At 47.8% G+C, this 25,616-nt stretch carries 26 protein-coding genes; 15 read left to right on the forward strand and 11 right to left on the reverse strand.

Features of this window, described 5'->3' with window-relative positions; all coding sequences use genetic code 11:
• Window positions 1–78: 78 nt before the first annotated feature.
• A complete protein-coding gene (locus DXZ20_RS15490) occupies window positions 79–1,692 on the reverse strand; it encodes an FAD/NAD(P)-binding protein (protein WP_163699094.1) in 1,614 nt (537 codons plus the stop codon).
• A gap of 277 nt (window positions 1,693–1,969) precedes the next feature.
• On the reverse strand, window positions 1,970–2,761 hold the full coding sequence (locus tag DXZ20_RS15495; protein ID WP_163699097.1) for a hypothetical protein: 792 nt from the start codon (window positions 2,759–2,761) through the stop codon (window positions 1,970–1,972).
• 364 nt (window positions 2,762–3,125) lie between these two features.
• Here DXZ20_RS15495 and DXZ20_RS15500 point away from each other — a divergent pair, with 364 nt between their 5' ends.
• Window positions 3,126–3,518, forward strand: coding sequence for a GFA family protein (locus tag DXZ20_RS15500; RefSeq protein WP_163699099.1), 393 nt, complete (start codon window positions 3,126–3,128; stop codon window positions 3,516–3,518).
• Window positions 3,519–3,572: 54 nt separating this feature from the next.
• On the opposite strand, the gene DXZ20_RS15505 is transcribed toward DXZ20_RS15500, so the two are convergent.
• The 3 genes from DXZ20_RS15505 to thrS all read right to left on the reverse strand — a co-directional run bounded on the left by DXZ20_RS15505 (window position 3,573) and on the right by thrS (window position 5,963).
• Window positions 3,573–3,830, reverse strand: a complete 258-nt coding sequence (locus DXZ20_RS15505) for a hypothetical protein (protein ID WP_163699101.1) — start codon at window positions 3,828–3,830, stop codon at window positions 3,573–3,575.
• Window positions 3,827–4,018: a hypothetical protein gene (locus DXZ20_RS15510; protein ID WP_163699103.1), complete on the reverse strand. Its 192-nt coding sequence runs from the start codon at window positions 4,016–4,018 to the stop codon at window positions 3,827–3,829. The genes DXZ20_RS15505 and DXZ20_RS15510 overlap by 4 nt, the downstream gene beginning before the upstream one ends.
• Before the next feature lie 79 nt (window positions 4,019–4,097).
• The gene (gene thrS, locus DXZ20_RS15515; protein ID WP_163699106.1) at window positions 4,098–5,963 is read right to left on the reverse strand and encodes a threonine--tRNA ligase; all 1,866 of its coding nucleotides are present in this window, start codon (window positions 5,961–5,963) and stop codon (window positions 4,098–4,100) included.
• Window positions 5,964–6,892: 929 nt separating this feature from the next.
• On the opposite strand from thrS, the gene DXZ20_RS15520 reads away from it, so the two are divergent.
• Window positions 6,893–7,555: a hypothetical protein gene (locus tag DXZ20_RS15520; protein ID WP_163699107.1), complete on the forward strand. Its 663-nt coding sequence runs from the start codon at window positions 6,893–6,895 to the stop codon at window positions 7,553–7,555.
• Window positions 7,556–7,742: 187 nt separating this feature from the next.
• Here DXZ20_RS15520 and DXZ20_RS15525 read toward each other — a convergent pair whose 3' ends face one another.
• The gene (locus DXZ20_RS15525; RefSeq protein WP_163699109.1) at window positions 7,743–8,336 is read right to left on the reverse strand and encodes a TetR/AcrR family transcriptional regulator; all 594 of its coding nucleotides are present in this window, start codon (window positions 8,334–8,336) and stop codon (window positions 7,743–7,745) included.
• A 99-nt stretch (window positions 8,337–8,435) separates the two neighbouring features.
• On the opposite strand from DXZ20_RS15525, the gene DXZ20_RS15530 reads away from it, so the two are divergent.
• From DXZ20_RS15530 to DXZ20_RS15545, 4 genes are all read left to right on the forward strand, one after another.
• Window positions 8,436–9,122 carry a DJ-1/PfpI family protein gene (locus DXZ20_RS15530; protein ID WP_163659531.1) on the forward strand — a complete coding sequence of 229 codons (687 nt, stop codon included), beginning with the start codon at window positions 8,436–8,438 and terminating at the stop codon, window positions 9,120–9,122.
• Window positions 9,119–9,505 carry a YybH family protein gene (locus tag DXZ20_RS15535; protein ID WP_163699112.1) on the forward strand — a complete coding sequence of 129 codons (387 nt, stop codon included), beginning with the start codon at window positions 9,119–9,121 and terminating at the stop codon, window positions 9,503–9,505. Before DXZ20_RS15530 ends, DXZ20_RS15535 begins: the two co-directional genes overlap by 4 nt.
• Before the next feature lie 320 nt (window positions 9,506–9,825).
• Window positions 9,826–10,236, forward strand: a complete 411-nt coding sequence (locus tag DXZ20_RS15540) for a hypothetical protein (protein ID WP_163699114.1) — start codon at window positions 9,826–9,828, stop codon at window positions 10,234–10,236.
• A 109-nt stretch (window positions 10,237–10,345) separates the two neighbouring features.
• Entirely contained in the window at window positions 10,346–10,801 is a 456-nt protein-coding gene (locus DXZ20_RS15545) for a hypothetical protein (RefSeq protein ID WP_163699116.1), read from the forward strand.
• 465 nt (window positions 10,802–11,266) lie between these two features.
• Here the strand turns inward: DXZ20_RS15545 and DXZ20_RS15550 are convergent, their stop codons facing one another.
• Together DXZ20_RS15550 and DXZ20_RS15555 are read right to left on the reverse strand one after the other, a co-directional pair.
• The gene (locus tag DXZ20_RS15550) at window positions 11,267–11,908 is read right to left on the reverse strand and encodes a Uma2 family endonuclease (protein ID WP_163699118.1); all 642 of its coding nucleotides are present in this window, start codon (window positions 11,906–11,908) and stop codon (window positions 11,267–11,269) included.
• Between the two features lie 159 nt (window positions 11,909–12,067).
• Entirely contained in the window at window positions 12,068–12,457 is a 390-nt protein-coding gene (locus DXZ20_RS15555) for a Fur family transcriptional regulator (protein WP_163699120.1), read from the reverse strand.
• 107 nt (window positions 12,458–12,564) lie between these two features.
• Between DXZ20_RS15555 and hemB the strand changes: the two genes are divergently transcribed.
• The 7 genes from hemB (at window position 12,565) to DXZ20_RS15590 (ending at window position 19,707) form a co-directional block, all read left to right on the forward strand.
• Window positions 12,565–13,632, forward strand: coding sequence for a porphobilinogen synthase (hemB, locus tag DXZ20_RS15560; RefSeq protein ID WP_250565776.1), 1,068 nt, complete (start codon window positions 12,565–12,567; stop codon window positions 13,630–13,632).
• A 48-nt stretch (window positions 13,633–13,680) separates the two neighbouring features.
• Window positions 13,681–14,865: a metal ABC transporter solute-binding protein, Zn/Mn family gene (locus DXZ20_RS15565; RefSeq protein WP_163699122.1), complete on the forward strand. Its 1,185-nt coding sequence runs from the start codon at window positions 13,681–13,683 to the stop codon at window positions 14,863–14,865.
• 36 nt (window positions 14,866–14,901) lie between these two features.
• Window positions 14,902–15,666, forward strand: a complete 765-nt coding sequence (locus tag DXZ20_RS15570) for a metal ABC transporter ATP-binding protein (protein ID WP_163659521.1) — start codon at window positions 14,902–14,904, stop codon at window positions 15,664–15,666.
• 19 nt (window positions 15,667–15,685) lie between these two features.
• On the forward strand, window positions 15,686–16,525 hold the full coding sequence (locus DXZ20_RS15575) for a metal ABC transporter permease (protein WP_163661633.1): 840 nt from the start codon (window positions 15,686–15,688) through the stop codon (window positions 16,523–16,525).
• 79 nt (window positions 16,526–16,604) lie between these two features.
• Entirely contained in the window at window positions 16,605–17,687 is a 1,083-nt protein-coding gene (locus tag DXZ20_RS15580) for a CobW family GTP-binding protein (protein WP_163699124.1), read from the forward strand.
• Window positions 17,688–17,848: 161 nt separating this feature from the next.
• Window positions 17,849–18,487: a GTP cyclohydrolase I FolE gene (folE, locus tag DXZ20_RS15585; protein ID WP_163699126.1), complete on the forward strand. Its 639-nt coding sequence runs from the start codon at window positions 17,849–17,851 to the stop codon at window positions 18,485–18,487.
• Window positions 18,488–18,774: 287 nt separating this feature from the next.
• Window positions 18,775–19,707, forward strand: a complete 933-nt coding sequence (locus DXZ20_RS15590) for a hypothetical protein (RefSeq protein ID WP_163699129.1) — start codon at window positions 18,775–18,777, stop codon at window positions 19,705–19,707.
• 129 nt (window positions 19,708–19,836) lie between these two features.
• Here the strand turns inward: DXZ20_RS15590 and DXZ20_RS15595 are convergent, their stop codons facing one another.
• Window positions 19,837–21,222, reverse strand: coding sequence for a glycoside hydrolase family 6 protein (locus DXZ20_RS15595; RefSeq protein WP_163699131.1), 1,386 nt, complete (start codon window positions 21,220–21,222; stop codon window positions 19,837–19,839).
• Window positions 21,223–21,651: 429 nt separating this feature from the next.
• Complete coding sequence (locus tag DXZ20_RS15600) at window positions 21,652–22,344, reverse strand: hypothetical protein (protein WP_163699133.1); 693 nt, start codon at window positions 22,342–22,344, stop codon at window positions 21,652–21,654.
• A gap of 279 nt (window positions 22,345–22,623) precedes the next feature.
• Here DXZ20_RS15600 and DXZ20_RS15605 point away from each other — a divergent pair, with 279 nt between their 5' ends.
• Both DXZ20_RS15605 and DXZ20_RS15610 read left to right on the forward strand, forming a co-directional pair.
• Window positions 22,624–22,941: a hypothetical protein gene (locus tag DXZ20_RS15605; protein WP_348918668.1), complete on the forward strand. Its 318-nt coding sequence runs from the start codon at window positions 22,624–22,626 to the stop codon at window positions 22,939–22,941.
• A gap of 1,114 nt (window positions 22,942–24,055) precedes the next feature.
• A complete protein-coding gene (locus DXZ20_RS15610) occupies window positions 24,056–24,562 on the forward strand; it encodes a hypothetical protein (protein WP_163659509.1) in 507 nt (168 codons plus the stop codon).
• A 181-nt stretch (window positions 24,563–24,743) separates the two neighbouring features.
• Here DXZ20_RS15610 and DXZ20_RS15615 read toward each other — a convergent pair whose 3' ends face one another.
• Window positions 24,744–25,526, reverse strand: coding sequence for a 6-phosphogluconolactonase (locus DXZ20_RS15615; protein ID WP_163659507.1), 783 nt, complete (start codon window positions 25,524–25,526; stop codon window positions 24,744–24,746).
• Between the last annotated feature and the right edge of the window lie 90 nt (window positions 25,527–25,616).

Raw genomic sequence — 25,616 nt, forward strand, 5'->3', positions numbered from 1 at the left:
GTTACGGTTACACGGGCAGACCAATAACGTCTCAATGGGTATGGATCGAAACGACCAAAGGGAAAGGCTTCGAGGAGGTCAGACTGATGTTTCTTGCGACAGAGCCATCTGCTGAACCAGAGCCTTGGCAGTCTGAGCGGCTTGTCGATCAACTGAACTCAGCGATGTTCCTACGATTTGGTAACAGTTTGTAGTCGTCCCATACGCGTCGATCAGTGCCCCCGTGGTCGAGTTGACCGCTAGCTTACCACTGTCGTCGACTACCGCTGCACCCTGGGCAACAGCCAGACTATAAATCGGTGCGATCTGGCTATCGAAGCCGGTAGCTAAAATCACGGATTTTGGCTGCCACTGCTTGCTGTCAGGCCATACAATCGTTGGCGTTTCGCAATGGTTCAAGAATGTGCCAGCTTGCAAAGACAAACGCCCAGCCCGCATCGCCGCTAGCATCAGCTCAGCACAAGCCCACGACTGGGTTGCAAACAGATGTTTCACACTGCTTAACAGTTGCCGCAATTTTACCCGCTCGTCGCTTGGCAGCAGGTCCTTCGTCTGACCGTAGAAAGACATTACTGGACGAGCTAAACGGGCTAGGGGGTGGGCTGGGGTTGCCTGTTGCAGGTAGTCAGCGAGAAAACAGCCATAATTCTCGATGTGTAGCATTGCCTCCCATCCCGGATAAGCGATATCACTCACTCGGTAGGCCGTGAGAAGTGACTGTCTCAGCAAGTATTGCGCCCACCGAGCTGTAGGATTGCGCTGCATCTGCTGCCGCGTCAGCCAGGGGCAAGTGTACGATACAGCAGGTTCTATCTGAGGCAGTCGGGCATAGCCTCGGTGGCTCACCAGACTGACTCGCTCTACTCCCAGGTTGTGCAGTGCATGCAAGGCCACCTCTATACCCGATGGTCCTGCACCTACTATCGTCAGATGGGCAGGTAATTCCGCCCCGTAGCGATCGCACGGATACGCCGCAAATACCTGTCCCTGCCACTCAGGGCGAATGGGTGCAAACCGATGGCCGATGGTACACACGAGCTGATTGACCTGATAAGACGCGGTTGCCGTCTGCACGTGAACCCTCTGTTCGGAGGGGACAAAGCTTTGTACCGCTTGAGGAATCGTCTGCACCATGATGTGGCTAGGCAGGTGGGCCAGCAGCCTCCGAAACTGCTCGTCTAGATAGAGGCCATAGGCTCCTCGGGGACTGGTTCCGTGAAGATCGTCCAGGTTATGGTCAGGATGACGCTGTTGTCCCTGCTCTGGAGCAAAATCAGGGTATAGCACCGCTAGCAGGTCACGATTGGCCTGCATCCAGTTGAAGTAGTTCGCTGTGTCGAAGCGCTGTTGGGCAAAGTCAAACCCGCGGACAGCACTGCCGCCGTTAAAGGTGAACAAGGCGGGCTGCATCGGGTCGTAAACCTGTCCGCCACCGATGAATGTTTGCTTATTTAGTGCCTTGAAATGAGCCAGCCGAGTTTTCTGAGCCTTGGTCAGATTAGCCTCTTGGTAGGTACGCTCTGGCTGAAAGAGAGATATCTGTATAGGCCTCTCTGTTTGGTCACGTAGTTGAGTGACTAAGTGACCGAGAATGGCAAACCCACTGATACCAGCACCTGCGATCGCAATTCGCCAAGGCTCAACCCAGCCAGTAATGCAATTGTCTTGATTGGTGGAAATTGTTAAAAACAACAGCCCCCCTACGGCTACTGCCTATACACATCTACGAGACTATTGAATTAAACCGAGAGTTATGGTCCTAAATAGCTTGATACCTCCTAAAGCTTTCTCAATAGAATTCATGATTGAGACTCAATTAGTAGCTTTAGTAAATATTTAAAACCCTTTAGAATCAATGGTTCTAGCGATATTCTCTGACTTATGTATACACGGTAGCCCAAACAGGTCGGGGGGGTAGAAACTAAGTTTTCGTAAACCTTTGCCGTAGCCACCTTGACGGCAAACGTGTTTACAAGGCCAAACTTTTAGCGTGAACCCCTAGCGGAAACAGCAAATATTCATTCCAACAGCGCCAGAGATAAGCCGTTATTGCCTTGCGACGCCCCAGCTCGCTTTCAAAAGCAAACGTAACTTCTGCTGAGCCTGGAATTAGCTGAGCCAGCGAATGGTCGCAGCCACAGCCGTGTTGAATCAACAGCCCCTGACGACTAGCACACGATTGCACTAGCATTTGCACTGCCGTTACATTCAGACTATGCAGGCAGGCGTCATAGGCCCGCTTCACTCCTTGCATATGAGGGTCGAAAAACATGGGACGAGCCTCGTGGATTGACGCTCGCTCAATTGGACACAGCAGCATCCAGTAGAAACAAGCTGGTAAAGCATAGCCTAACCGAGAGAAAACTTCCCGCACAAAAGCTACGACTCTTTCGGCCCCGTCAGTTGCTCTGGCTGTTTGCATTACCTGATTGAAGTCAGGGTAAGCCGTAGTCCTGAAGTCCTGACCGAAAAACTCTAAGGTTGACATAGCCCCTTGCCGGTAGAAGGCTTGGAAGTCAAACCCCTCCCGAAAGACCTCGGGACTGCGGTCCGTTGCCTTGGTTAGAAACAACCGCGCTAGCACTACTAGAAAATCCGGCTCAGGGTGACCCACCGCTACCTCGCGGTTGGCGATGCGCTGCCAGATTGGCGGTAGTTCTTCCAGGGAAACAACATCAGCGTCCGTTAAGAGAGCGCTGATTGAAAGCGGCTCTGAAACAGTGCCTGCTGAAGAAACGGTGGAATTTAGGATTGAAACCATGTCAATGACTGACTCCTCTATAGGTGCAAGGAAAAAAATCCTAGACCTAAACAACTTTTCAGAGTTTACACGGCAATGATAATGATAATCATTTTTCCTGGGCGCTATATTTAGATGACCTTATGGAACTGCAATCGCAGCACCTAAACAATTCTTTGCAATTGCGGCTCTGTCACAACGATTACAGCAAGGTATCAAAACTTGCTTCTCGATCTGAGACTAATGACCGAACAGGTACGCCGTTCAATCACATCGAAGTGTTCACCGATTGGGTGAATCTGTTCAGCATGGAATTTCCAAGAGCAACGTATTAGTGCTACTCGTTGTAACCATTCCGACTGCTTGATTTTAGAGGAGATGCAGCATGGATCGATTCACCGGCGGTTGCTTGTGCGGCAATGTCCGAATTGTGGCGACGGGACTCCCATACCGGGTTGGCCTTTGTCACTGCCTCGACTGCCGCAAGCATCATGGTGCCCTTTTTCACGCTTCTGCGGTGTTCCCGCAGAATGCGGTGACGATCACGGGCGAAACCTGCGACTACGTCGGGCGGTTCTTCTGCCCCCGCTGCGGATCGTCTGTTTACTCACGCACCGCAGACGAAGTCGAAGTGAACTTAGGCTCCCTGGACGCACCTGATCAACTTAGGCCCACTTACGAACTTTGGACAATCCGACGCGAATCTTGGTTACCCCCTTTTTCGTTCACCAGACAATACGAGCGTGACCGTGAGTCCACGGGGCGCTCAGAGAAGTAGATGAGTGCTCCCGTTGCACACTGACCGTAGCTACGGTCAGAAACTACGGACGGGCTACTCAGTTTGAAATAGACGAATTAAATCATCCAGCTCAATATCATCTAACGCTTTGTGGATCTTGTACTGCTGGGCAGGCTGGCTCAAAATAGCAATGACAGTTTCAATTGGCGGGCAGCAGGGTTCTTTGCACTGAAGTTGACTCACCGAGATGCCAATATCCGGGTCGAGCTTCAGAAGGTCGTAAACCCAGGTCTTGATCTGTTGCAAAGCGGCTAGATTAGGTTTTGGGCGAGACTGAGAAAACAGGTTCATGATTCCACCTCAATAACAACGTTGCTGATGTGGGTAATCAAGGTGCGGCCATCAGTGGGCATGACTTTGACATATCCACTGGCGATGCAATATTCCACCGCAGATGACTCTAGCGTTTGGCTCGGAGCAATGAGCATTACCTTGACGTTCTCAAGATAATTAGTGGCATAGTGTTGGACGGCAGTCATAGACATTTACCTGATTGCTTGGACAACGTTGTGAAATCCAACAAGTTCACTTTAAACCGGTTGAAACCGAGGATGACAACTAGCAGACAGACTTTTGTGCGATCGCATCTTGTAATTTCTCGATCACGTCTGGCACTGTCAGGGCTCCCAAATCACCACTCTGACGGGTGCGAACACCCAATGTCTGAGAATCCACTTCTCGCTGACCGATCACAGAAATAACCGGAATCTTCTCTAATTCTGCGGTGCGAATTTGTTTACCCAGACGCTCGCCGCTGCTATCTACCTCCACTCGGAAACCTTGTTGTTGCAATGTCTGGGCCACCTGATTGGCGTAGTCTCGCTGAGCATCGCTGACAGGCAACAGTCGTACTTGCACCGGAGCCAGCCACAGGGGAAACATCCCCGCATAGTTCTCCACCAAAATGCCGAAGAATCGTTCCAGGGAGCCAAAAATGGCCCGGTGAATCATAATCGGACGCTGTCGAGAGCCATCCGCCGCGACGTACTGTAAGTCAAATCGCTCCGGCAGGTTAAAGTCTACTTGGATTGTGGAGCACTGCCATAGCCGACCAATAGCATCCTTGATCTTAATATCGATTTTGGGACCGTAGAAGGCACCCCCCCCCTCATCAATCACGTAGGCCCACTCTTTGATATCCAGTGCTTTTTTCAATGCTGAAGTGGCCAGTTCCCAAATGTCGTCGCTGCCCACAGACTTGGCCGGACGGGTGGAGAGATTCACCTCATAGTCGGTAAAGCCAAAGTCCGACAGAATTTGTTCTGTTAGGTTTAGCACCCCTAAAATCTCCTCTGTTACCTGCTCTGGCAAACAAAAAATGTGCGCATCATCCTGAGTAAAGCCGCGAACGCGCATCAGACCATGGAGCACCCCAGAGCGCTCATAGCGGTATACCGTACCCAGTTCGGCCCAGCGAATCGGCAACTCCCGGTAAGAATGGAGCTGATGCTGATAGGTGAGCACATGGAAGGGACAGTTCATGGGTTTGAGCTGATACTGTTGCGCTTCTACAGCCATCTGCTCAAACATATTCTCCTGGTAAAAGTCCAGGTGCCCGGAGGTTTGCCAGAGGTCGCGATTGGCAATGTGGGGGGTATAGAGCAATTCATATCCCCCCTGCAGGTGAGCCTGACGCCAGTAGTCTTCGATCAACAGGCGCATGCGGGCTCCTTTGGGATGCCAAAATACCAGTCCGCCCCCAGCCGCCTCTTGAATACTAAACAGATTTAATGTCTGTCCCAGTTTGCGATGGTCGCGGCGTTTGGCTTCCTCTTTCTGCGTCAGGTAGGCCTTTAATTGTTCTGGCGTTTCCCAGGCGGTGCCGTAAATGCGTTGGAGCTGCGGTTGAGTTTCGTCGCCCCGCCAGTAGGCTCCGGCTACACTTTCTAGGGCAAAGGCTTTAGGGTGTAGTTCGCCAGTGCGGCTCAGGTGAGGGCCTGCGCACAAATCCCACCAACAAGTCGCAGTATTAGCATCAGAGGTTTTCGTCGATGGTGAATCGAACAAGGACGGTTCTGCATTGGCTGGCAGCGGGTCAGGACAACCGATGTAGTATCGGGTGATCGGTTCATCGGCGGGAATGCCATCCAGAATCTCTAGCTTATAGGGTTCGTTTAGTTGCTCAATCTCAGTGCGGATGTCATCCCGTTCTACCGTTTCACGAATGATCGGTAGATTTTGCCCAATGATGCGCCGCATTTTTTTTGTGATCTGCTTTAAATCCTCAGGCGTAAATGGGTCAGCCCGGTCAAAGTCGTAGTAAAACCCCGTATCTGTGCAGGGGCCAATGGTGACTTTTGTCTCTGGAAACAGGGTTTGCACCGCCATGGCTAATACATGGGCACAGGTGTGGCGCAGCCGCGCTAGCTGCTCTACATCACCGGGGCTGGTTGCGGACTGTGGACGGGAGACTTGACTGACCATGGAAAGTCAAAATTGGAATGATTATCATTCTCAATTTATCACAGCGATCAAGAATTGAGTGCTTTGGCAATGGGTGGGGTTTCTTACTTCTTATCCTTGGTTAGGAGCAGGAATTTAATAATGTGAATGTGTCGATTTCTCCCCTCCCAGGAGGCAGGGTCTTTCGTGTTTACCAGAGAAAATCTGTAAGACTTATAACTTCATTCATACTGAATCGAGATATGATCGGAGGGAACCAAAATCGGTTGCTTGGGGTCCCTCCGAGTTCCCCTTCCCGGAAGTAATACAGCTATCCTAGTTAGGCAAACTGGGGTTTCCATGGCTAGGGCCGGGAGGCCGCCCTAGAACCCAGCCTACTGGGTTGTCCTCAATGGCATAAATAGGGGTTACGGTGGGGACTATTAATCAAATTATCGCATTGTTGTTTGGCACGATTTTGTTGGAAGCTCTTTTTCATCGTAATTCCAAACGTTGGATACGGATATTCCGAAGGGTGGGCATGGCCCGCCTCCAAGTAGAGCATAGAGCATGTCTCTGATGAGATTGTTGCTGTACCATCGTTTGCTAGTGAGTTACAGCTGACGATTAAAGAGTCGTTGGGTTGGTTACTGGTATAAGACATGTGTAGTTGCCAGTAAGCTACATAACTTTTGGACCGAGCGATCGCACCCTCCTCAGACAGTGCGATCGCATCGCCTTAGCTAATCTTCACCTTTTTGGTCACAATCGCCTCTCGCAGGAGGATTCTGACAGGAGAGCTGCCCTAGCTAATCCAAATTATTTGGGTACATCAGGAAATAGGTAACTGCGGTCTGGATCTCTAGCAAGTAGGCCGACAACAGCAGTTAAGCAAATTTCTCAACTGCTGTTGTCGTCGTGTCCAATCGCTCGTCAATAAGAGCAACGACAGACAGTTAGAGGCTAAAACGATGCAAATGACCTATCTAAGACGTTGGATTCTGAGCAATGTTCTAGGGTTTGTGCTGTCGTTGCTGTCAATCTTTACAATAAAGCTATTAGGCCCCACAGGAAACGGACTGTCCGCAGCTGGATGGGGATTGGGGTTATTTTTAGGGGGGATACAAGCATCTGTCCTTAGGCAGCGTTTACCCCAGTTAAAAATCTGGCACTGGATAGTCGCCACAGGTTTAGGGACCTATGTCGGCTCGGCCCTTGCAGCCTTTAGTAATCTCTTGCAGGCTATGACTGGTCAGGGAATTCTCTTTATTGCATTGAAGTTTTTTCCCTCCTCTGTAGATTCAATGCCATCTTCACTGATGTGGGGGATCTTGCTTATCGGCCATGGAATTTCTGTAGGTATATCCGTTGGGATTGCTCAAGTTTTAGTTTTACGTCAGCATACCCCGAACTGGCGGCTGTGGTGGACTATGGGGGTAATTGGTTACACTCTAGGTGGAGCAATTGCCTTTTATGGTGTCTGGTCTATCGCAGGATCGTTTTTGGATATTTCTTGGGCTTCAATGGTCTTAGTTATTAGGGGACTCTGTCTTGGCGCAGTGGGTGGCGTGCTTTATGGCAGCATCACAGCCATGGCCCTTAAGAGCATCAGACCTCGACAACACAATCTTTAACGAGTCATCTCAGTTTGAAGCGGCGGCATTTTCTCCTAATAGTTGTTGGATAGCTTAGGTGCAAAGGGTAAGTTTTTTCTAAGCAATGCAGTCTGAGGAGATCACAAAGATTATCCGCCACATCGGCTATATCAATCTGTTCTCAAGGCACTGAGAGGATACTTCTGACCTGAAAATGCTCATTTCACTAGATAAATTCTGCAAGCTCAAGTGCTATTTGGTTTAATTTTTTCCGTGATAGCCCCATTCTTGCACGGACAGCCAAGGCGAACAACAAACTGCTAATGTGCCTGGCGATATTCTTGGGGTGTTGATCGAGAGCTGCTGCATCTTTGCTATATTCTGCGTTAATGATTTTTTCTATGGATGTCTCCATGCGTTTGGTGAAATCTCTCAACGTATCGCGAATCTCATCATATTGAGAACTTGCAGGTAGGGCAGTGCCAACAAGAAGGCAACCTACAGACGGACCGTCTGGAGTTGAATAAAACTTAGCCGCGGCAAGCAACATTTTCTGACAGGCTGCTTGAAGGGTTCCCGCACCTGAAAATTCCTTGACGATGTACTCATGAGCCTGAAGGGAATACTCCGCAACAACGCGAGTGAACAAGGCTTGTTTATCTCCGAACGCATTGTACAGACTCGGCTTTGACAGTCCCATAGCTTCTGAGATCGATTCATAGCTTGACGCCTCAAATCCTTCATTCAGAAACACTTTGGCGGCACGCTGTAGCACCTCCTCCTCGTTAAATTTTCTGGGTCGACCGGGTGACTTTTTCATGATTTTATTCTGTATCGTACAAAATTTTGACAACCTCGATTTAATTATGTACGATACCGTATATATTAGCTCTTAGCAAAAACATTGGAGCAAAAGATTATGGTTGAGAAAAAGAAGGTCGGGATTTATATCTTCCCGCACGTGACGATGATGGATGCTTATGGACCCTTGCAGTTTTTCGCAATGGTTGATGAGTTTGAGACGTTTACGTTTTCCAAGACATCCGAACCCGTGATGTCGGATGCCGGTGCACTCTTGACCCCTCACTATGGGTTTGAGGATTGTCCCAAAATAGATGTTCTGGTTGTTGCCGGTGGTGGTAATGTATTGCCTCAGTTGAAAGACCAAGCGGTAATCGATTTCCTTCGGGAAGTAGGAGAACAGGCAGAATATGTCACCTCTGTCTGTACCGGAGGGTTAATCTTGGCAGAAGCTGGGCTCCTTGATGGACACCGAGCAGTAACCCATTGGACCTATGCAGAGCTGCTTGACAGCTACCCTAACGTCACACGAGTGGATGAACGGGTATGCATCTCCGGTAACCGGATTACTGGAGGCGGCATTACAGCGGGAATCGATTTCGCTATTTCAGTGATTGCCAATGTCGTTGGCGAGCCTGCTGCCCATGTCATTCAGTTACTGTTCGAGTACCGTCCAGCTCCACCTTTCAATTCTGGTGGACCAGAGACGGCACCTCAATTCGCCGTAGATACCGTTCGCGGCAAAGTGGCAGAAATTGCTTCTGATCTTTGGGAGCACGTCAATAGCAAGGAAAGGGTGGCATGATGAGTGGTTGCGTTAAAACCGTTATCGAGCAGCGCAATGCTGAAATGATGGAAGCGTTTGCTCGGCAAGATATCTCAGTATTAAAGGCGATGTATGCATCGGACGCCGTGTTGGTCTTTTCGAATGTTCCTAAGTTAACTGGACAGGCTGCGATCGGTAAGACATTCAACAGGATGTTTGAGGATGGTCTGAAAAAGTTGACTCTATCGACAGAATCTTTCCATGACTTTGGAGATTATGCGTTGGAATTTGGAGCATATTCTCTCGAAATTGATAACAGTGTCGTAACGGATACCGGTAATTATCAAGTCCTTTGGCAAAAGGTCATAGGGACATGGTTGATGGTCCAGGATATGGTGAGCAGTTCTCAACCAAGCTTATAGTTACAGGCTGATTTCCGACAACAACCTGTTCGATGCTATATCCCATCACCTTCAAAGAGTGTCGATTGCTGTGCTATGGATAGCATCGTCAAATTAGTTGTCCGTCAAACAAAGTTAGCACCAAATGCTCTCTAACTACTCGACCACCTGGTTTAAGCGGTGATGAACATCTCGCCGCTTAAACCAGTCTAATGCTGCGAGCTAGCAATCCTTTGATCTTGATCTGCGTTTCTAGGAGTTCAAAAGCCTGCTAATCAAGGCTTTAATCCTGTCATATTCGAATACCCAGTAAAAAGTCATCAAATTTTTCTCATTAGCTTATGAATCTGTTGAAAGATCTCATTCAGTTTTGGAAAGCGATGGGCACGTTGCCTTGGACAATCCGAATATGGGCAATCCTCTATCCATTGCCACAAGTTCTCGGCGGCTTGTATTTCATTCGCGAAACACCTGGACTGGTGATTCTGCTCGGTCGGGTGTTGTCCTTTATTATTGGGAGTCAAGTTCATCGTCGCCGACCGTTCTCAAAACTCATCGGTCCCATCGGGCATGCGCATTGGCTGCTAATACTCCCTTACTTATTTCATCTACTCACGACACAAATGTTGGATAGAGGTTTGTACTGGTTTATCATGTATGTGTGTGTACTCACTATGGTGAGTGCGGCCATTGATATCCCTATTGCTGTGAGGTATTTTCAACGCGGTGACTCGTTCTACAAACGAGACTAGAAAAATAGCCGTTCCAGACTGCACCTAACAAGCCTGTTGGAGCGGATTATTGAAAGATTACTGCGTTGTCAAATACTGACAACCGCTCAACAGAAACGTTAGCTATCCTTTGCATATGCTTACAGTTCTAGACGAAGCAGAAATGTGGCAACTCCACGCCGTGGTTTACCAGGATGACCTTCGTCTGATTCTCACAGAGATGTTCGTTGGCGAACCTGATGATGAACAAACCGATCCCAATCCGACAGTGCAGAAGCTTCTCCAAGGTAGTCGCCCGGTAGAAGTCAAAGATGAGAGCAGGATGATGTTGGTGAGATTTCCGCAGTCAATAGCATGGCAAGTTGTTGATGAATCCTATACCTCCTGGGACGACTACGAAGAGCGTGATGATACAGGAGTGATTCAGGCTCTTTCCCGATCCAAGTATTTAGACTACGTCAATGCTAATCATGGTTGGTACAAAGACATTATCGGTTCTGCAAAGCATTATCGAGTTTGGACGGGAGATGAAGTGATCGATGTGGTATCTTGCGAAAAGCCTGTTGTGGAACTGTGGGAGCCGTAATCCTAAGAAACGGACGCAAATAATCGGTGTCGCCAGCAAGTAAAATGGTACAATAGGTTCGTAATTATGTAGGGGTCTGCTTTCTAACTACCCTGTGGAGAGGGACGCTCGACTCACGCTCACGGGTTGAGCTTTAAACAAATCTCTCACACCCCTGACCGTTCACCGTTAGCCGCACAGTTCCTGCACCTAGATCTACATCTCAACTGCGTTTCTAAGCTTTTGGCTGCTCCGCTTTTCAGTCTTGCGTTTCTATCGTTGAATTATTCGGTATAGCCACGATAAATCTTTAGGTTTCTATTGTTATGTGATTAGTGCTTGCTTTTAGTCAGTCTGCTATACTTCATAAGTGTCGGTTTAGTTCTGTGTTTTTACCACATATTGCACCTGACGCGTTGCATCCCCGACGGCGATGATCTTTTTTGCCTCTGCCGCGCAGATGAATGCAATAGTTATCAATATTCTCTAATCTTCTTTCCATAAAGCCTTGGCCGTTACTACAAGTTCAGGGACAACAGTAGACCTAATTTTGTTATCCCCGCGAAACTGTTGTGGCATACCAAATTCACCTGTCTCAGGGTCCATCGTGTAAACAGACACTGTAGATTGCTTCGGATGACCGATATACCGCATCCCCCCTAACGCGGCATAGTCAACGATCCAATACTCCTCAACACCAATAGATTCATACTCAGCCAGCTTAGTCAAATAGTCATCTCGCCAGTTTGTTGACACCACCTCAATCACTAATGGTGGAGCAATATAAGCCATCGCTGAGCTGGACAGCCCCTTCATCCGTTCCCATTCAGCCTTGGCAAAAACAACAATATCACCACGTCTGGCAGTGTCTCGTCCATTCCGAGAACCAATAGAGATTAACTTGGAACGCTTAGGTATGAGGGGCAAATTTTTCTCTAAACAATGCAGCCTAAGCAAATCACAAAGATTATCCGCCACATCCTCATGATTAGCAGTGGGATCGCTCATCGGCATCGGCTCACCCTCAATTAATTCATATAGACGATCATCACTGCTATCCAACACAAGAAAATCTTGCAATGACAATGGTGATGGCGGCGAGGATATTAAATCAATTGCTTGGGTCATACTGCATCACCAAATGCTGTCCAAATTCAAGACAAAGACTCTCAAGTCTACCGTTCTTATCGGCTTTCCACTTAGAGCCTTTAGGGTGTGCACCTATCTTAGACTATTAACATGATTGTGATGCTTATCCCCTTTTTCTAGCTCGCTAAATCCAAAACCTCACCCACCTTGCACCGCACAGGGCTCACAAAGGCCAAAGAATTCCAGGGTGTGATAGTAGATTGTGAATGAGCTGGAATGCTGAAGAGAAAACTCCAGACCCTTCAAAGGGCACGTATTCAGAGGAAACGACTGTCCACAGTGCAAACAGGTCATGTAGTGATGATCCTGCTCCACCGCGTTGTAGAGTGTTTCCCCTGTCAGCGTTACCCGATGCTGCACCCTGCCCATGCGCTTTAGCGCATCAAGGGCTCGATATACCGTTGCCAAACCAATCCGCTGATGTTGCTTGATCAGCGTATATAGCGCCTGAGCCGAGATCGGTTCAGACTGTTGCCGCATTAACTGGAGTACCGCTGTTTGAGCCCGAGTACAGTGAACCTGAGTCATGGAATTTTTAAGGATTATGATCGCGTCAATTTCGAAAAACTGATGTAATATACCTAGGAATGATAATCATTATCATAACGGGTTTCCATCTTATGTCATCCACATCTATGTCACCCACGTCAGCGCCCCTCCCCACCGCCACAGATGCTGTTAAAGCGATAGAGGAAGCTGCACCCGCTGATAATAATAGTGGCAGTACTGGCCAAGTGCATCGTCCCCGGCGTCTGCGTCGTACCGGAGCGCTGCGCCGTATGGTACGAGAAACGGTGCTAACCGCCGCTGATCTAATTTATCCTCTGTTTGTCATGGAAGGTGAGGGGCAGCAGGAGGCGGTACCGTCGATGCCCAACTGTTTTCGCTACTCCCTAGATCTATTGCTAGAGGAAGCAAAAACTGTTTGGGGGTTAGGCATTGGAGCCATTGCCCTGTTCCCGCTCATTCCCCATCATCAAAAAGATAACGCGGGTACCGAAAGCTATAACCCGGATGGTTTGATCCCTCGCGCCGTACGTGCCCTTAAGCAAGCGCTGCCGGAGCTGCTGGTGATTACCGATGTAGCCCTTGACCCCTACAGTAGCGAGGGCCATGACGGCATTGTGCAAAATGGTCAAATTCTTAACGATGAAACCGTGGCAGTTCTCGTCAAACAGGCCCTGGTACAGGCTGAGGCGGGGGCTGATTTTGTGGCCCCATCCGACATGATGGACGGTCGTGTGCGCGAAATTCGTCAGGCACTGGATGCTGCCGGTTGGATTAATGTTGGCATTCTTGCCTATTCCGCTAAATATGCATCGGCCTATTACGGTCCATTTCGCGATGCCCTGGATTCTACCCCTAAGTTTGGCGACAAAAAGACCTATCAGATGGATGCCGCCAATGCGCGGGAAGCTCTGAAAGAGGTAGAGCTTGATATTAAGGAAGGGGCGGACATCGTCATGGTGAAACCGGCTCTGGCCTATTTGGATGTGATTTGCCGCATTAAACAAAACACAAATTTACCCATTGCTGCCTACAACGTCAGTGGTGAATACGCCATGGTCAAAGCGGCGGCGCAGCAAGGCTGGATTGATGAAAAAGCTGTCATGCTAGAAACCTTAACCAGTATGAAACGGGCGGGAGCCGACTTGATTTTGACCTATTTCGCCAAAGATGCTGCCCTAGCTTTACGTCCATAGCAAGATAAAGCTTAAAGAATTAATGTTGTTTTTGAAGAGAGAATAGTAATGTCTAGACTGAGTTTTCAACGGCAGGTACAACAGTTATCGATTATGGCGCTGGGGGCAATCGTTACCCTAGGTGGCTGCACGACTGCTCCTACGGACTCTACCAGCGAAGCAGACTCTTCGGCAGCGGCACCCGAAGATTCATTGCAGGTGGTTACAACATTTTTGCCCATAACCCAATTCACTAAAGCGGTAGCGGGCGATCGCGCCGAGGTGGTACAGTTGCTACCCACCAATGTGGGTCCCCATGATTTTCAGGCCAAACCCAGTGATATTCAGGCGGTTGCCAGTGCGGACGTGTTGGTGAAAAACGGTTTGGAAATGGAGTTCTTTTTAGATGACATGATCGAGAATGCGGAAAATTCCGATCTGGTCACCATCGACTCTAGCGAAGAGATTGCTGCGTTTGCTAGTAGCGAAGAAGGCCATGACGACCATGGCCATGAAGGCCACGACGATCACGATCATGGTGAGGAAAAGGCCCATGATGATCATGACCATGGTGAAGAAGGGCACGACGACCACGATCACGGTGAAGAGAAGGCCCATGATGATCATGCCGAAGCGAGCCATGACGACCATGGCCATGCTCACGCCCACGGTGAATTTGACCCCCACGTCTGGCTGGATCCCAAGCGAGCCATTGAACAGGTCGAAAATATTCGCGATGGTTTGATTGCCGCCGATCCAGAAGGGGAGGCTGAATACACGGCTAACGCGGCGGCATTTATTACTGAGCTGCAGGCATTGGATGCTGACATTACGGAAATGTTGTCCCCCTTTGCTGGACAAACATTTGTGGTATTTCATGATTTCGCCGCTTACTTTGCTAGCAGCTATGGACTGGAAGCTGAAGTTCTGGTAGGTCTTCCCGAAGAAAATCCATCTCCAGACGATGTCAAGCGTGTTGTGGATACAGTGCAGGCGGAAGGGTTAAAAACCATTATGACCGAGCCCCAGGCTGGAGAATCTTCCTTTAAGGCGATCGCACAGGATCTCTCCATTGGTGTAAGTGAGTTTGACCCTCTGGAAGTAGGTCCGACCGAGGCGATACAGCCAGACTACTATCTGACAATCATGCGTCAGAATGCTGAGAATCTGGCAGATAGCTTTGGGGCATCCACACAATCCTGGTATCCTTTCTGGACGCCTCAACCGGTAGCCGCAATCGGTTGGTGGCTTTAGTATGGAGAATGATTTTATGGGGCCAGGAGAGAACAGTTGAGCGATCCAGTCTTAGTCGTCAACGAGTTGACGGTTTACCGAGAGACCTATGCAGCGGTTCAGAATGTATCGTTTACAGTGCCAGCTGGCATGGATACCGCAATTGTGGGTCCCAACGGAGCCGGAAAGAGCACCCTAATTCAGGCCATACTGGGAATCTTGCCACGTCGGTCTGGAGAGGTGTTTGTCCTGGGGCAGCCGCTCTCTCCTAAAGGCAAATTGCCAGCTGAGGTGAGACAACAGGTTGCCTATCTGCCTCAAAACTTTCTGTTTGATCGCCGCATTCCCATTACAGTCAAAGAACTGATCGGTCTCGGCTGGGATCGTCTGGGCTTACAGCTGCCTTGGGCTGGTGGACGGGCGCGCCGTCATGCAGTGCAGCAGGCATTGACCCAGGTGGACGCCTGGCATTTGCGTTACAAGCTTGTGAGTGCGTTGTCGGGGGGAGAGCTAAAGCGGGTACTGCTGGCCTACTGTTTAGTGCGTCCCCGCCGTCTGCTGATTCTCGATGAGGCTCCCGCTGGTTTAGATGTGCGTAACGAATCGGAATTTTATCGGTTGCTGCACCAGCTTAAACAAGACCAGGGCTGGGCCATTTTGCAGATCTCCCATGATCTCGATATGGTACGTCGCAGTTGCGATCGCGTCCTCTGTCTAAATCGCACCCTGCTCTGCCAGGGAAAACCCGATCATTCTCTTACCCCAGAGAATCTCTCCCTGGCCTATGGCTCTGAGTTTGTTCGCTATCACCATTCTTGTTAATCTTGCTAGTTTTTCTGCCATGTCGATCCAGGCTGAATTTACCCGTGTGATAGAACTGTTTCAACTGCCCTTTATGCAACGGGCACTGATGGGCAGTGTTCTCACTGGTTTTATGGGCGGCTTAATGGGTAGCTTTACCGTTCTCCGACAGCTTTCTTTTTTTAGTGATACCCTGGGGCACTCAGCCCTGTTGGGTATTAGCATTGGGTTTTTGCTGGGTCTGGATCCTGGTTGGGTGTTGTTACCCTTTGCTGTTCTTTTTGCGTTGGGTGTGACCTATTTCCTGGAACGCACGCGTCTCTGGACCGATGCGCTGCTAAATATTGTTTACTCATCATCCTTGGCCATTGGCATTATCTTGCTGAGTTTTCGTGAGGACTACAAAGGCGGTATCACCCACCTGTTGTTTGGTGATATCCTGGCAATGCAAACCACTGACTTAATCTTTAGCGGCGTGCTGTTGGTGGTATGTGTCATATTTATGGGGCTAACGTTGCGATCGCAAATTCTCCTAACACTCCATGAATCCATGGCCATTGCTCGGGGCGTATCTGTGTCTGCCCAACGTACAGCGTTCATTGTGTTGTTATCTCTGGTGGTGGGTATTTCCATTAAGGCCATCGGTGTTTTGTTGATTAGTGCATTTGTCGTGATACCCGCTTGTGCGGCCCGTCTCCTTAGCCGCAACTTTGTTCAGTACATCCTGACCTCAGCAGGCTTAGGTGCTTTAGGGGCCGCTATTGGTATGATGGTTTCTGCCTTTTTCGACTTACCCTCGGGTCCCAGTATTGTCACCGTTCAACTCGCTATTTTTCTGTTGGCGATGCTCGCACCCAACACCCGCAAGTTGGCCTTGTAAACATAATTAGCCCAGAGATATCGTTGGCTAACTCCAAAGGAGTTAGGGAATCCATCTTGTTGCTTCCGGAGTTTATTCCATGACAGTCTCCACAGCCCCTTTAACCACTAAAAGAGGAATGCCCGTCACCATCATTACCGGATTTCTTGGCAGTGGTAAAACAACGCTTTTGAACCATATTCTAAGCAATAATAAAGACTTAAAAGTTGCCGTCCTCGTTAATGAATTTGGCGATATCAACATCGATAGTCAGCTGTTAGTGACAATGGATGAAGATATGGTTGAACTTAGCAATGGCTGCATTTGTTGCACCATTAACGATGACCTGGTAGACGCTGTCTATCGAGTCATGGAGCGGGATGACCGTGTTGACTATATGGTGATTGAGACCACAGGTGTGGCTGATCCGCTGCCTATTATTCTTACATTTCTGGGTACTGAACTACGCGACCTCACCCGTTTGGATTCCATCATCGCCATGGTAGATGCCGAAACCTTCACGCCCGATCATTTTGAGAGTGAAGCCGCCTTGAAACAAATCACCTACGCTGATGTTACAATTATTAATAAAGTTGACCTGGCTTCATCGGACCAGGTAAAGACGTTAGAAGAGTACCTTAGTAGCGTTAAAGCGGGGGCAAGGATTTTGCACAGTCAGCAGGGCCAAGTGCCGCTACAGCTAGTTTTAGATGTAGGGTATAACAACCCCGAAGCTTATGCTGCGCTGGTGCAGGAAGAAATTGAGCAGACGGCCCATGAGCACCATCACGGGCACGGGCACGGGCACCATGGGCACGGGCACGAGCATCACGGGCACGAGCACCATCACCATGGGCATGAACATCATGAACACCATCATCACCACTCTGCCCATCTTGAGAATGATGGATTTGTGTCCATCGCGTTTGAGAGCGATCGGCCCTTCCATGTCAAAAAATTTGAACACTTTTTGCAAAACAAACTTTCAAAGAATGTTTTTCGGGCAAAAGGAATTCTCTGGTTTGAGGAAAGTGACCTGCGCAATATTTTTCAGCTAAGTGGTCCTCGCTTCTCTATTGACGGTGAAGAATGGTCCACCCCACCTCGAAACCAGCTTGTTTTTATCGGGCGGCATCTCAATGGTGATGATATCCAGCAGCAGCTGACGGCTTGCCTCGCCTGATACATCATTTGTCAGGGTAGTACACCGCTAACCTGACGTGTAGTTGCCTATTCGGCAATTGCTACATCCAGTCTTTCAGTCGTTTTCTGAAGGGGGCTGATCGGTTCGCGATCGCTCGACATTTTGATAAATCCATCCAACAATTCACCCACTCGTTATTTATGACCTTATCCATTTCACCCGACGATATTCGTAGCCAGTTAATCAACACCGAAGCTAAAGCTCCTGTTTCAGACGAAGACATGCGACAAGCCGTAAGAACATTGCTTCTAGGCTTAGGAGAAGACCCCGACCGTGAAGGATTGCGAGACACACCAAAACGTGTGGTCAAAGCCCTCAAATTTTTAACCTCGGGTTATCATCAGTCCCTGGATGAACTGCTCAATGGAGCCGTTTTCCATGAAGACACCAATGAAATGGTACTGATACGCGATATTGATCTGTTCAGTTCTTGTGAGCACCATATCTTACCGATCTTAGGCCGTGCCCATGTTGCCTATATTCCCAATGGCAAGGTAATTGGCCTATCGAAAATTGCCCGCATTTGTGAAATGTATGCACGACGGTTGCAGGTGCAAGAACGGCTGACCCAGCAAATTGCCAATGCTCTCCAGGGGCTTTTACAACCCCAGGGTGTGGCAGTTGTTGTCGAGGCGTCTCACATGTGTATGGTGATGCGCGGTGTGCAAAAGCCAGGTTCCTGGACCGTCACCAGTTCGATGCAAGGGGTGTTTGCGGATGATGCTCGCACACGTCAGGAGTTTATGGATCTGATTCGCCATAGCCCATCGTTCCATTAAAAATTTCCAACCAAAAGTCTACTCACTCACCGGGAGATAAGCGTCACGCTTATCTCCTTTTCTGTCATTTATCTATCTAACACAAGTTTAGAAAACACAGGTGTTATTCAGCCATTACCCGAGAGCCTAACCGATGGCCCTGCATTAAACCCTAATGCCTATTTTTGCGATCGCTTCCGCCTGAATCTATCCCCCGATATCTGCGACGACTGATACGATCTTTTAACCAATATTACTGAAAGCTTCTAGAATAGTACAAATAAACTATTCACTAAGAGGGCTGACTAATGATCCAACCAATTCTGACCAGGACAGCCTTAGAGGCCTCACAACAGTTTATTGAACAAAAAGGACGGCCATTAGAAATTGCCAGATTCCACCATGCCTTTAACGGAGCATCAGCAGACTCAGTAGTTGCTGCACTGAAGGAATTCCAGAATCCAGATGGCGGTTTTGGTCATGGACTAGAACCTGACTTGCGCACAAATGATAGCTCGGCACTTTGCACATCCATTGCCTTTCAAGTATTTCGCTCAATTAACGGTACCTCAGATCATGAGGTCGTCTCAGTTGCGATCGCCTATCTGCTAAAGACCTTAGACCAAAAAGAATGGCACTGGCCGATTATCCCTAAATCCGCTCAGCAGAGTCCCCATGCTCCTTGGTGGGAACAGTCAGACGATGAAGAAACATCGGAGTTATTCTCTCTTAACCCGACCGCTGAGATACTGGGATATCTGTATGACTATCAACATCTTGTCCCAGAGACTATTATCTCTCAGGTGTCGGAGCGGGTCATGGGTGCATTATCAAATACAGAGCAGATGGGCATGCATGACCTGTTGTGTTGTCTACGTTTGATGAAGACAAAAACACTACCCGATGAATTCCGGGAACAGATTCGTCAAGCTGTGGCCCAGCAGATTGATGGGACCATTGAAAAGAATTCAGCGGCTTGGGAAGGCTATTGTCTACGGCCATTGCAAGTGATAGATGCGCCTGATTCTCCTTTTATGGCTGGAATGGAAGAAGCCGTAACGGCAAATTTAGCCTACGAGATTTCTACTCAAAGTGAAGAGGGTGCTTGGTCACCCACCTGGTCTTGGGGAGATATGTTCCCTGATGCATGGCAACAGGCGCATCAGGATTGGAGCGGTGTGATTACGGTTGAAACACTGCTAGTCTTGAAACGATTTGGATGTCTTGAAGGTGTTTCATGACCAGACTAACGATATAGCAATCGAAGAGAATGTTAGGACAATTTTCTGATGGTGATCTTTACACCATGTTTTGCCTATCCCCTCAATTGCAATATTTGTCTAAGTTTGTCCTGAGTCTACTATTGGAAGTCATGGGAGTGGGGGATAAGCATTTTCGACCAACATTTCAAACTGTTCCGCGAACCACCATCCCGCATGGGGGGCTCCAGCCATGGCATTAGTCGAGTATTGTGATTTGTCTCTATTGGTCGCGTTCGGATCGCACATCCCATCAAATCCTTTGGCCGGATCATTGGGATCAATAATGCCAGCTTCGCTAACACCATCAGATTCTCCCGGAGGTTTCACCCATACAAAGGCATCAAAATGTTCATAAGGTTCTACGACCGGGCGTTCACCGATACCCATGCCGATCTGGTTACACCAGCCACCGCGATGAGGTCGTCTATCAATGCGAGACTCATCTACAAAGGTATTCACATCTGTAGCGGTGCTGGCAACAGTCGGACGATTTGGGCCGCCCCATCCGTTACGGCTGGTATCCACTAACATACCAATCGTCGTCGGTAGACCTTCAGCCACAAAAGCATCGTACATCGCGCCCATATAGCTGATTTCGTCAATATAGGGGTTCCAGTCATAGAAATCAGAGGAGCGGCTCGGCTGGCCACCAGTATATTCTTTAATAAACGGCTCAATTATCGGGGTGCTGCCGGAGGTATTTGAAATAAAACCATCCACTGCGTTTACGCCAGCTTGTGTGCCCTTAATCGTATCAGCGATCAACGTCACCGTCGGACCAAACGCACTATCCCAGCCTAACCAACCAGAATGACCAAGATCAACATAGGTATAGACGTTAGGGATTGGATACAGCTTATTTAAAGCATATTTCACACCTTCGACATATTCGCCACTCGATTTTGCCTTTGCACAGGCAGGCGTTGAAAGGTTGGTGACAAGGTTAGGCAATGAATCCGGTTCGATCGTGGCGACAATCCGGATATGGGCATATTTCGGATCGCTAACAATCTCTGCGATCGGATCGATGTAGTCAGTTTTATAGCGCTCAATACCGCCATGGGGAATTTCGCCATTTGAAGCCAACGCATGACAATCCCGGTTCGGTAGATTGTAGACCACCATCAAAAAGGTGATCGGTTTACCGGGGAGCTTTTGCGCTAGCGCGGTATCCAAATGCTCACGTAAGCTCATGGCAATTTTGCTGCCATCGGCCGCTGTTCCTGTAATTGCGCCAATGCGATCCATCCAGACTGCGGTCGGGTAGGTAGCGACCTGGGCCATTTTTTCGCCTAATCTGCCAGCGGTTTGGGTGGCCTGTTTTTTCACGTTTTCCCCATAGTCCAGGTTCAGGTAGGCAGTTGCCCCAACAAACGGATTGTCAACATGGAGTTTTGCATATGCAGTTTCATGCACAGTTGTCGTTAGTGTGGTTACAGCCAGCATTCCAACAGTCAGTAACCATACAAAAGATTTTAGTTTTGTAGACTTCATAAAGTCCTTCATTTTTTTAAATAAAAATAACTTAAGGGCGGGGGGACACCATTTAACCTGTATTGGTTCAGTGTGCAATGAAATTTTCACACCTAAAAATAAGCTATATCATGCCTGGCATGGGTGATGTATGGGGATGCTCCTTATTACGAAAAAACTATATAAAAAGAGTATTGAGGGAAGATACTTATAATAAATACTTCGTCGAATAGATAGCTCCAGGAGATACTGATGGAAAATAGCTTCGAGCTATCAGATGAATTGAACAGGTAAGAGGTTCCGCTACTATCAGGAAAATTTAATAATGGTGTCGTCACTGGACAACAATTTGGTTTGACACAGCTAAAATAGTGATTAGAGTTTTGCTGAAAATTTTGCCCCATAAGCAATCCCACAGTTACTATTAACCTATCAGACGACTTGATCACACTAATCAGTAGTCGATGCCATTACTACTACAAGCGTTGAGTCTGGTCGGCAAAAGTAAGTGCAAAACAACGTACCCCACCATTCTTTTCCTGCGTCAAAGTAATTGGAACAATCGTCGCTCCAGCTATAGATCTGCCCTGCATCAGTGAATGATGCAAAGAAGTGTTCTGCGATCTCTAAAAATAGCGTGTTGAGTTCTAAGGACGATCCAGTAATACCGTATGGAGGAGACAGAAACGCATCAGCAAGCCCAAAACTGTCAGGTTCATAAAAACCGCACTCTCCAACGATATTCTCTGGAATTTCCGCGTCGCCAACCCAAAATAAGTCATTGACGTGGCGCTTGCTTTGACCCCTGACTAACAGTTTCCGAGACGACACGTTAAAGGACGAACCTAGGAATTGCTCCAAGCTGATGATATTCCCAACAAATTTGCTGACATCATATGTCAACTGAAAAAAATCATCTCGATTGTGATGCTGATTTTCAGGGCTTTCGAGAATAGTTTGAAAGTCCTCATCAATATCTTGCGCTATTGCGTCTAAGGCTAATATTGCGGCTTGCCAATGAGTATCATAATCATCGTAGGGTTGCTCCTCCAACTCCATCGCTACCAAATCGATGACTCCGCCTCGTTCTTTATACTGCTGCAATAACTGTTTTTGCTGCTGACTTAATTCCGCTAATTTCATGGAGCCTTTGCTCTCTCATTATTTGATAAATATAGGCACATCTTCAGACTAGTATTGGGATGAAATTGAGCTAATGATGTCTGTCGTCCGCCGCTAGTAACCTTTCAAGCTTAACCAGAAACCTCTAAACGGTCGTGGCCATGGACGTTGTTACCCTGCTTACTGAGTCAACATAAATAGGGATGGGTTTTCGTCTAATCTTGGCAGTTAATCCCATTGTCAGGGCATAACAACATTCAACTTAAAAAGTAATCTAGTTAACAGTAAATCTGTAAAAATGTGAATAGTGCTTCTCCCCACGATTGTCGTGACACCTGTTCAATGTTAGTGACGGCGGAAGATGGAAAGGCTACTAAAGTAGCGGATAATCCCGATTACCCATTCACCCAGGGAACCCCATGCAGCAACGTTAGCGACTATATTCGTTTTGTGCCAGTTGTCTCGGGCACGGTGACTGTCGAGGGTCGCCTGAGGCTATGTCTATTACGGGAAGGAGAATGGGATGCTTTAATGCTGGTGCGGGCGGGGCTTGCGATCGCAAAAGGTCAGAAATTGTTTGCTAAACCTAGCCTACAAACAATCAAGCCATGTACTTGATCGATGGACTTTAAACAAATTTAAACAAACCTGAATTTTTTAAGAGTCTTGCGATCAAAGATTTTTATGTCACTAAGATTATCTGTGACGGCAAAGATACTCATCTATGAATTTTGCATCTCAAATCAACACTAATCCATGGCTTCATTTTTCAATGATCAGTTTGCTATGGCTTTTTAATGGTCTTTGCCTTCTATATTGCATGGCCACTCTAGCTGTCTTTATGAAAATTCTGTTGACTTAGATGGTTTAGTTTAGACTCAAGCGAAGTGATTAAGATCAAGCAGACTATACATTGATTCTGATAAATGTCTTGTGTCAGATTATGGTGTGCTCACTGAAATAATCTTCCGAAACGCAAACTTTTACAGTCTCATACCCAAAACAACAAAATAGCTGTTCTTTTCCTGGCCACAAGACTGAAGTCATAAAGTTGAGGCCATAAGGTCGAGAAATCAGCCACAATGTGAGAACGATCTTCGGCCTCATATTGTGGCTGACCCTATTTTTAGGTAAACCACACAACAATCTCTCAATTCATCAGATAGACCACATCAAACCTTTTGTATTTTTCAAGCTATGCTACATCTCAATATCAAATAACATACGCTTATTTTGAGTGCCGTTCAGCATCCTTGATCCTGAGCTTTTGGCGCAGCGGCACTCAGTATTGGGACCCAGGATGATGTAGCCAGGTTTCAGCATGCAGTTTCAACTGGGCTATCAAATACAGCCTTACTCTCAACGTAGTCAGGAATCGCATCGCCAATTAAGTTGGACGTTCGGTTGTAAAATTGTGACCTACGAGGCTGCCATGACATGACAACATTCAGGGCATAAGGGGCACATAAAGATCGTCTATGAAAGACAGACACCCTTAGAAATAAAGGTTTCAAGGATTTATGAGAGAACTTTAATTAAACAAAGAATAGGAGTTAAGGTAGGTACCGCCCATGGATGTCTGACCATTGGAATCCGTAGAAATACGGAATTAGCTATGTATTTCTGTATTTTTTTCCTGTCCATAGATCCTTTGGCAGAATGCTGAACTATGTCAAGGTCAATAGGCCATAGGAGTTCCAAGTTGTACCCCGTTAAAAAATGGTTCAATCCGATGTTTTTAATTAACAACCCCATTCCCTGCGATGGGGTTTGGTCATCCCAACCCCATCGTCAGCCAAAGCTATGGGAACGACTGATTCAGTTAATATATAACGCTTTAAATATAATCTTTGGAGTAAGTTGGGGGCAGCAGTTTGCCATGGTTGGGCAATCCCCTACACACGATTACATGCCCCTAGAAGTGCTGCCTGATTACTATCTCAACAGTGATAGTGCTAAACGGCTGTGGCAAGATTGGCGGGTATTACGACGATTATTCATTCGTCGCGATCACAGTCGTGATTTGCTTTTGCAAGGTCAGTCTGGTTGGTTACCTATCCACGGTATGACCATTCACCAACAGCTAGTGACTATCACCACCGATGAAGGTGAGACAGTATTGGATTTAGATGAGCCTGTTGTCTGGCTCAGTCGTGCTAACCCAGCTAATACAAAAATCTCACAAGAACCTATTTGGACCGTTGGGTTACAGAATAATAGTTTGTGGTGCCCTGCCTAATGAGGACGATCAGTTCTCAGTGTTGAGTGCTGATTCATAAATTTCTGATACAGGAAATCTAACAAAAGAAACAGTGACAGGCGTTGCGCTACCGGCAAATCTGTAGGAATTGTGAGAGCGATATGGGGTACAAGCGTTAGCATGGTAGGCGTTTATTTCGCCTCTGTTGACTCTTGTACCTTTATGTCATATTTGAGAAGAGTCGGCAGGCTGGTTCATCTATAAAGAGAGTGTTTTTTCCTTTGCCATCAAGTCTTAGAATAGAAGCAGGACAAGCTTCAGATGGAGAGACTGTTAGTACCGTTTTAAGAACATCAGCTTTATAATCTCCAAAGACACAGCAGAGATTATATCGAGCACTGCGGATGGCACTCAGGCTGAGGGTAATCGCATAGGCAGGAACAGCTGAAAGCTGTGGGAAATATCCAGAGGTCAATTGTTGTTGGCGGTTGATATTGTCCAAGCGTACAAGTTTTACCCATCGAGAATCATGGAAATCTGCTACGGCTGGATCATTAAAGGCTAGGTGGCCGTTATCGCCAATACCCAGTAAACAGATATCAATTGGTTTTTGGGTGAGCAACTGGGTGTAGCGATCGCACTCTTCAATCGGCTCTAATGCATCACCATTGAGATAATTAAATACTTGAAACGGTAACCATCGGACAATGTGATGGTGCAAGTAAGCGCCAAAGCTAGCCGGATGCTCGCGACTCAGACCTAAAAACTCATCCAGGTGAAAGCCGATCACCCGTGACCAATCTACAGTGGTATCACGGCGAAGGTACCCTAATAGACCCAGTTGCGATCGCCCGGTAGCAAACACGATGGTGGCCTGTGGCTGATGCTGAAGTGTCTGCTGTAGCTGGATAATAACTTGCTGTGCCGCCGCCTGAGCTAACGAGTCTGGATCTGGATAGACTCGCACATTAAGCGCATCGACCTTAAACCTGCGGTTAGACATCGCCACTTAGCCTAAATTCTCAGATTTACATAACACTAGAGCAACGCCATAAAAGTTAAAACTTGCTCGGTGATCATGGCCTACTATGCA

Origin of the sequence: Adonisia turfae CCMR0081 (assembly GCF_011009555.1) — a bacterium.
In the GTDB taxonomy this organism is placed as follows: Bacteria; Cyanobacteriota; Cyanobacteriia; order Phormidesmidales; family Phormidesmidaceae; genus Leptothoe; species Leptothoe turfae.

Excerpts from the sequence above, each read along its gene's own strand:
- DXZ20_RS15530 (WP_163659531.1), top strand. The coding sequence starts at position 8,436 with ATGGTTGAGAAAAAGAAGGTCGGGATTTATATCTTCCCGCACGTGACG.
- DXZ20_RS15610 (WP_163659509.1), top strand. The coding sequence starts at position 24,056 with ATGTTTTTAATTAACAACCCCATTCCCTGCGATGGGGTTTGGTCATCC.
- DXZ20_RS15550 (WP_163699118.1), bottom strand. The coding sequence starts at position 11,908 with ATGACCCAAGCAATTGATTTAATATCCTCGCCGCCATCACCATTGTCA.
- DXZ20_RS15540 (WP_163699114.1), top strand. The coding sequence starts at position 9,826 with ATGAATCTGTTGAAAGATCTCATTCAGTTTTGGAAAGCGATGGGCACG.
- DXZ20_RS15500 (WP_163699099.1), top strand. The coding sequence starts at position 3,126 with ATGGATCGATTCACCGGCGGTTGCTTGTGCGGCAATGTCCGAATTGTG.
- DXZ20_RS15495 (WP_163699097.1), bottom strand. The coding sequence starts at position 2,761 with ATGGTTTCAATCCTAAATTCCACCGTTTCTTCAGCAGGCACTGTTTCA.
- DXZ20_RS15510 (WP_163699103.1), bottom strand. The coding sequence starts at position 4,018 with ATGACTGCCGTCCAACACTATGCCACTAATTATCTTGAGAACGTCAAG.
- thrS (WP_163699106.1), bottom strand. The coding sequence starts at position 5,963 with ATGGTCAGTCAAGTCTCCCGTCCACAGTCCGCAACCAGCCCCGGTGAT.
- DXZ20_RS15525 (WP_163699109.1), bottom strand. The coding sequence starts at position 8,336 with ATGAAAAAGTCACCCGGTCGACCCAGAAAATTTAACGAGGAGGAGGTG.
- DXZ20_RS15600 (WP_163699133.1), bottom strand. The coding sequence starts at position 22,344 with ATGAAATTAGCGGAATTAAGTCAGCAGCAAAAACAGTTATTGCAGCAG.
- DXZ20_RS15575 (WP_163661633.1), top strand. The coding sequence starts at position 15,686 with ATGTCGATCCAGGCTGAATTTACCCGTGTGATAGAACTGTTTCAACTG.
- DXZ20_RS15535 (WP_163699112.1), top strand. The coding sequence starts at position 9,119 with ATGATGAGTGGTTGCGTTAAAACCGTTATCGAGCAGCGCAATGCTGAA.
- DXZ20_RS15520 (WP_163699107.1), top strand. The coding sequence starts at position 6,893 with ATGCAAATGACCTATCTAAGACGTTGGATTCTGAGCAATGTTCTAGGG.
- DXZ20_RS15615 (WP_163659507.1), bottom strand. The coding sequence starts at position 25,526 with ATGTCTAACCGCAGGTTTAAGGTCGATGCGCTTAATGTGCGAGTCTAT.
- folE (WP_163699126.1), top strand. The coding sequence starts at position 17,849 with ATGACCTTATCCATTTCACCCGACGATATTCGTAGCCAGTTAATCAAC.
- DXZ20_RS15505 (WP_163699101.1), bottom strand. The coding sequence starts at position 3,830 with ATGAACCTGTTTTCTCAGTCTCGCCCAAAACCTAATCTAGCCGCTTTG.
- DXZ20_RS15565 (WP_163699122.1), top strand. The coding sequence starts at position 13,681 with ATGTCTAGACTGAGTTTTCAACGGCAGGTACAACAGTTATCGATTATG.
- DXZ20_RS15580 (WP_163699124.1), top strand. The coding sequence starts at position 16,605 with ATGACAGTCTCCACAGCCCCTTTAACCACTAAAAGAGGAATGCCCGTC.
- DXZ20_RS15595 (WP_163699131.1), bottom strand. The coding sequence starts at position 21,222 with ATGAAGTCTACAAAACTAAAATCTTTTGTATGGTTACTGACTGTTGGA.
- hemB (WP_250565776.1), top strand. The coding sequence starts at position 12,565 with ATGTCACCCACGTCAGCGCCCCTCCCCACCGCCACAGATGCTGTTAAA.
- DXZ20_RS15590 (WP_163699129.1), top strand. The coding sequence starts at position 18,775 with ATGATCCAACCAATTCTGACCAGGACAGCCTTAGAGGCCTCACAACAG.
- DXZ20_RS15555 (WP_163699120.1), bottom strand. The coding sequence starts at position 12,457 with ATGACTCAGGTTCACTGTACTCGGGCTCAAACAGCGGTACTCCAGTTA.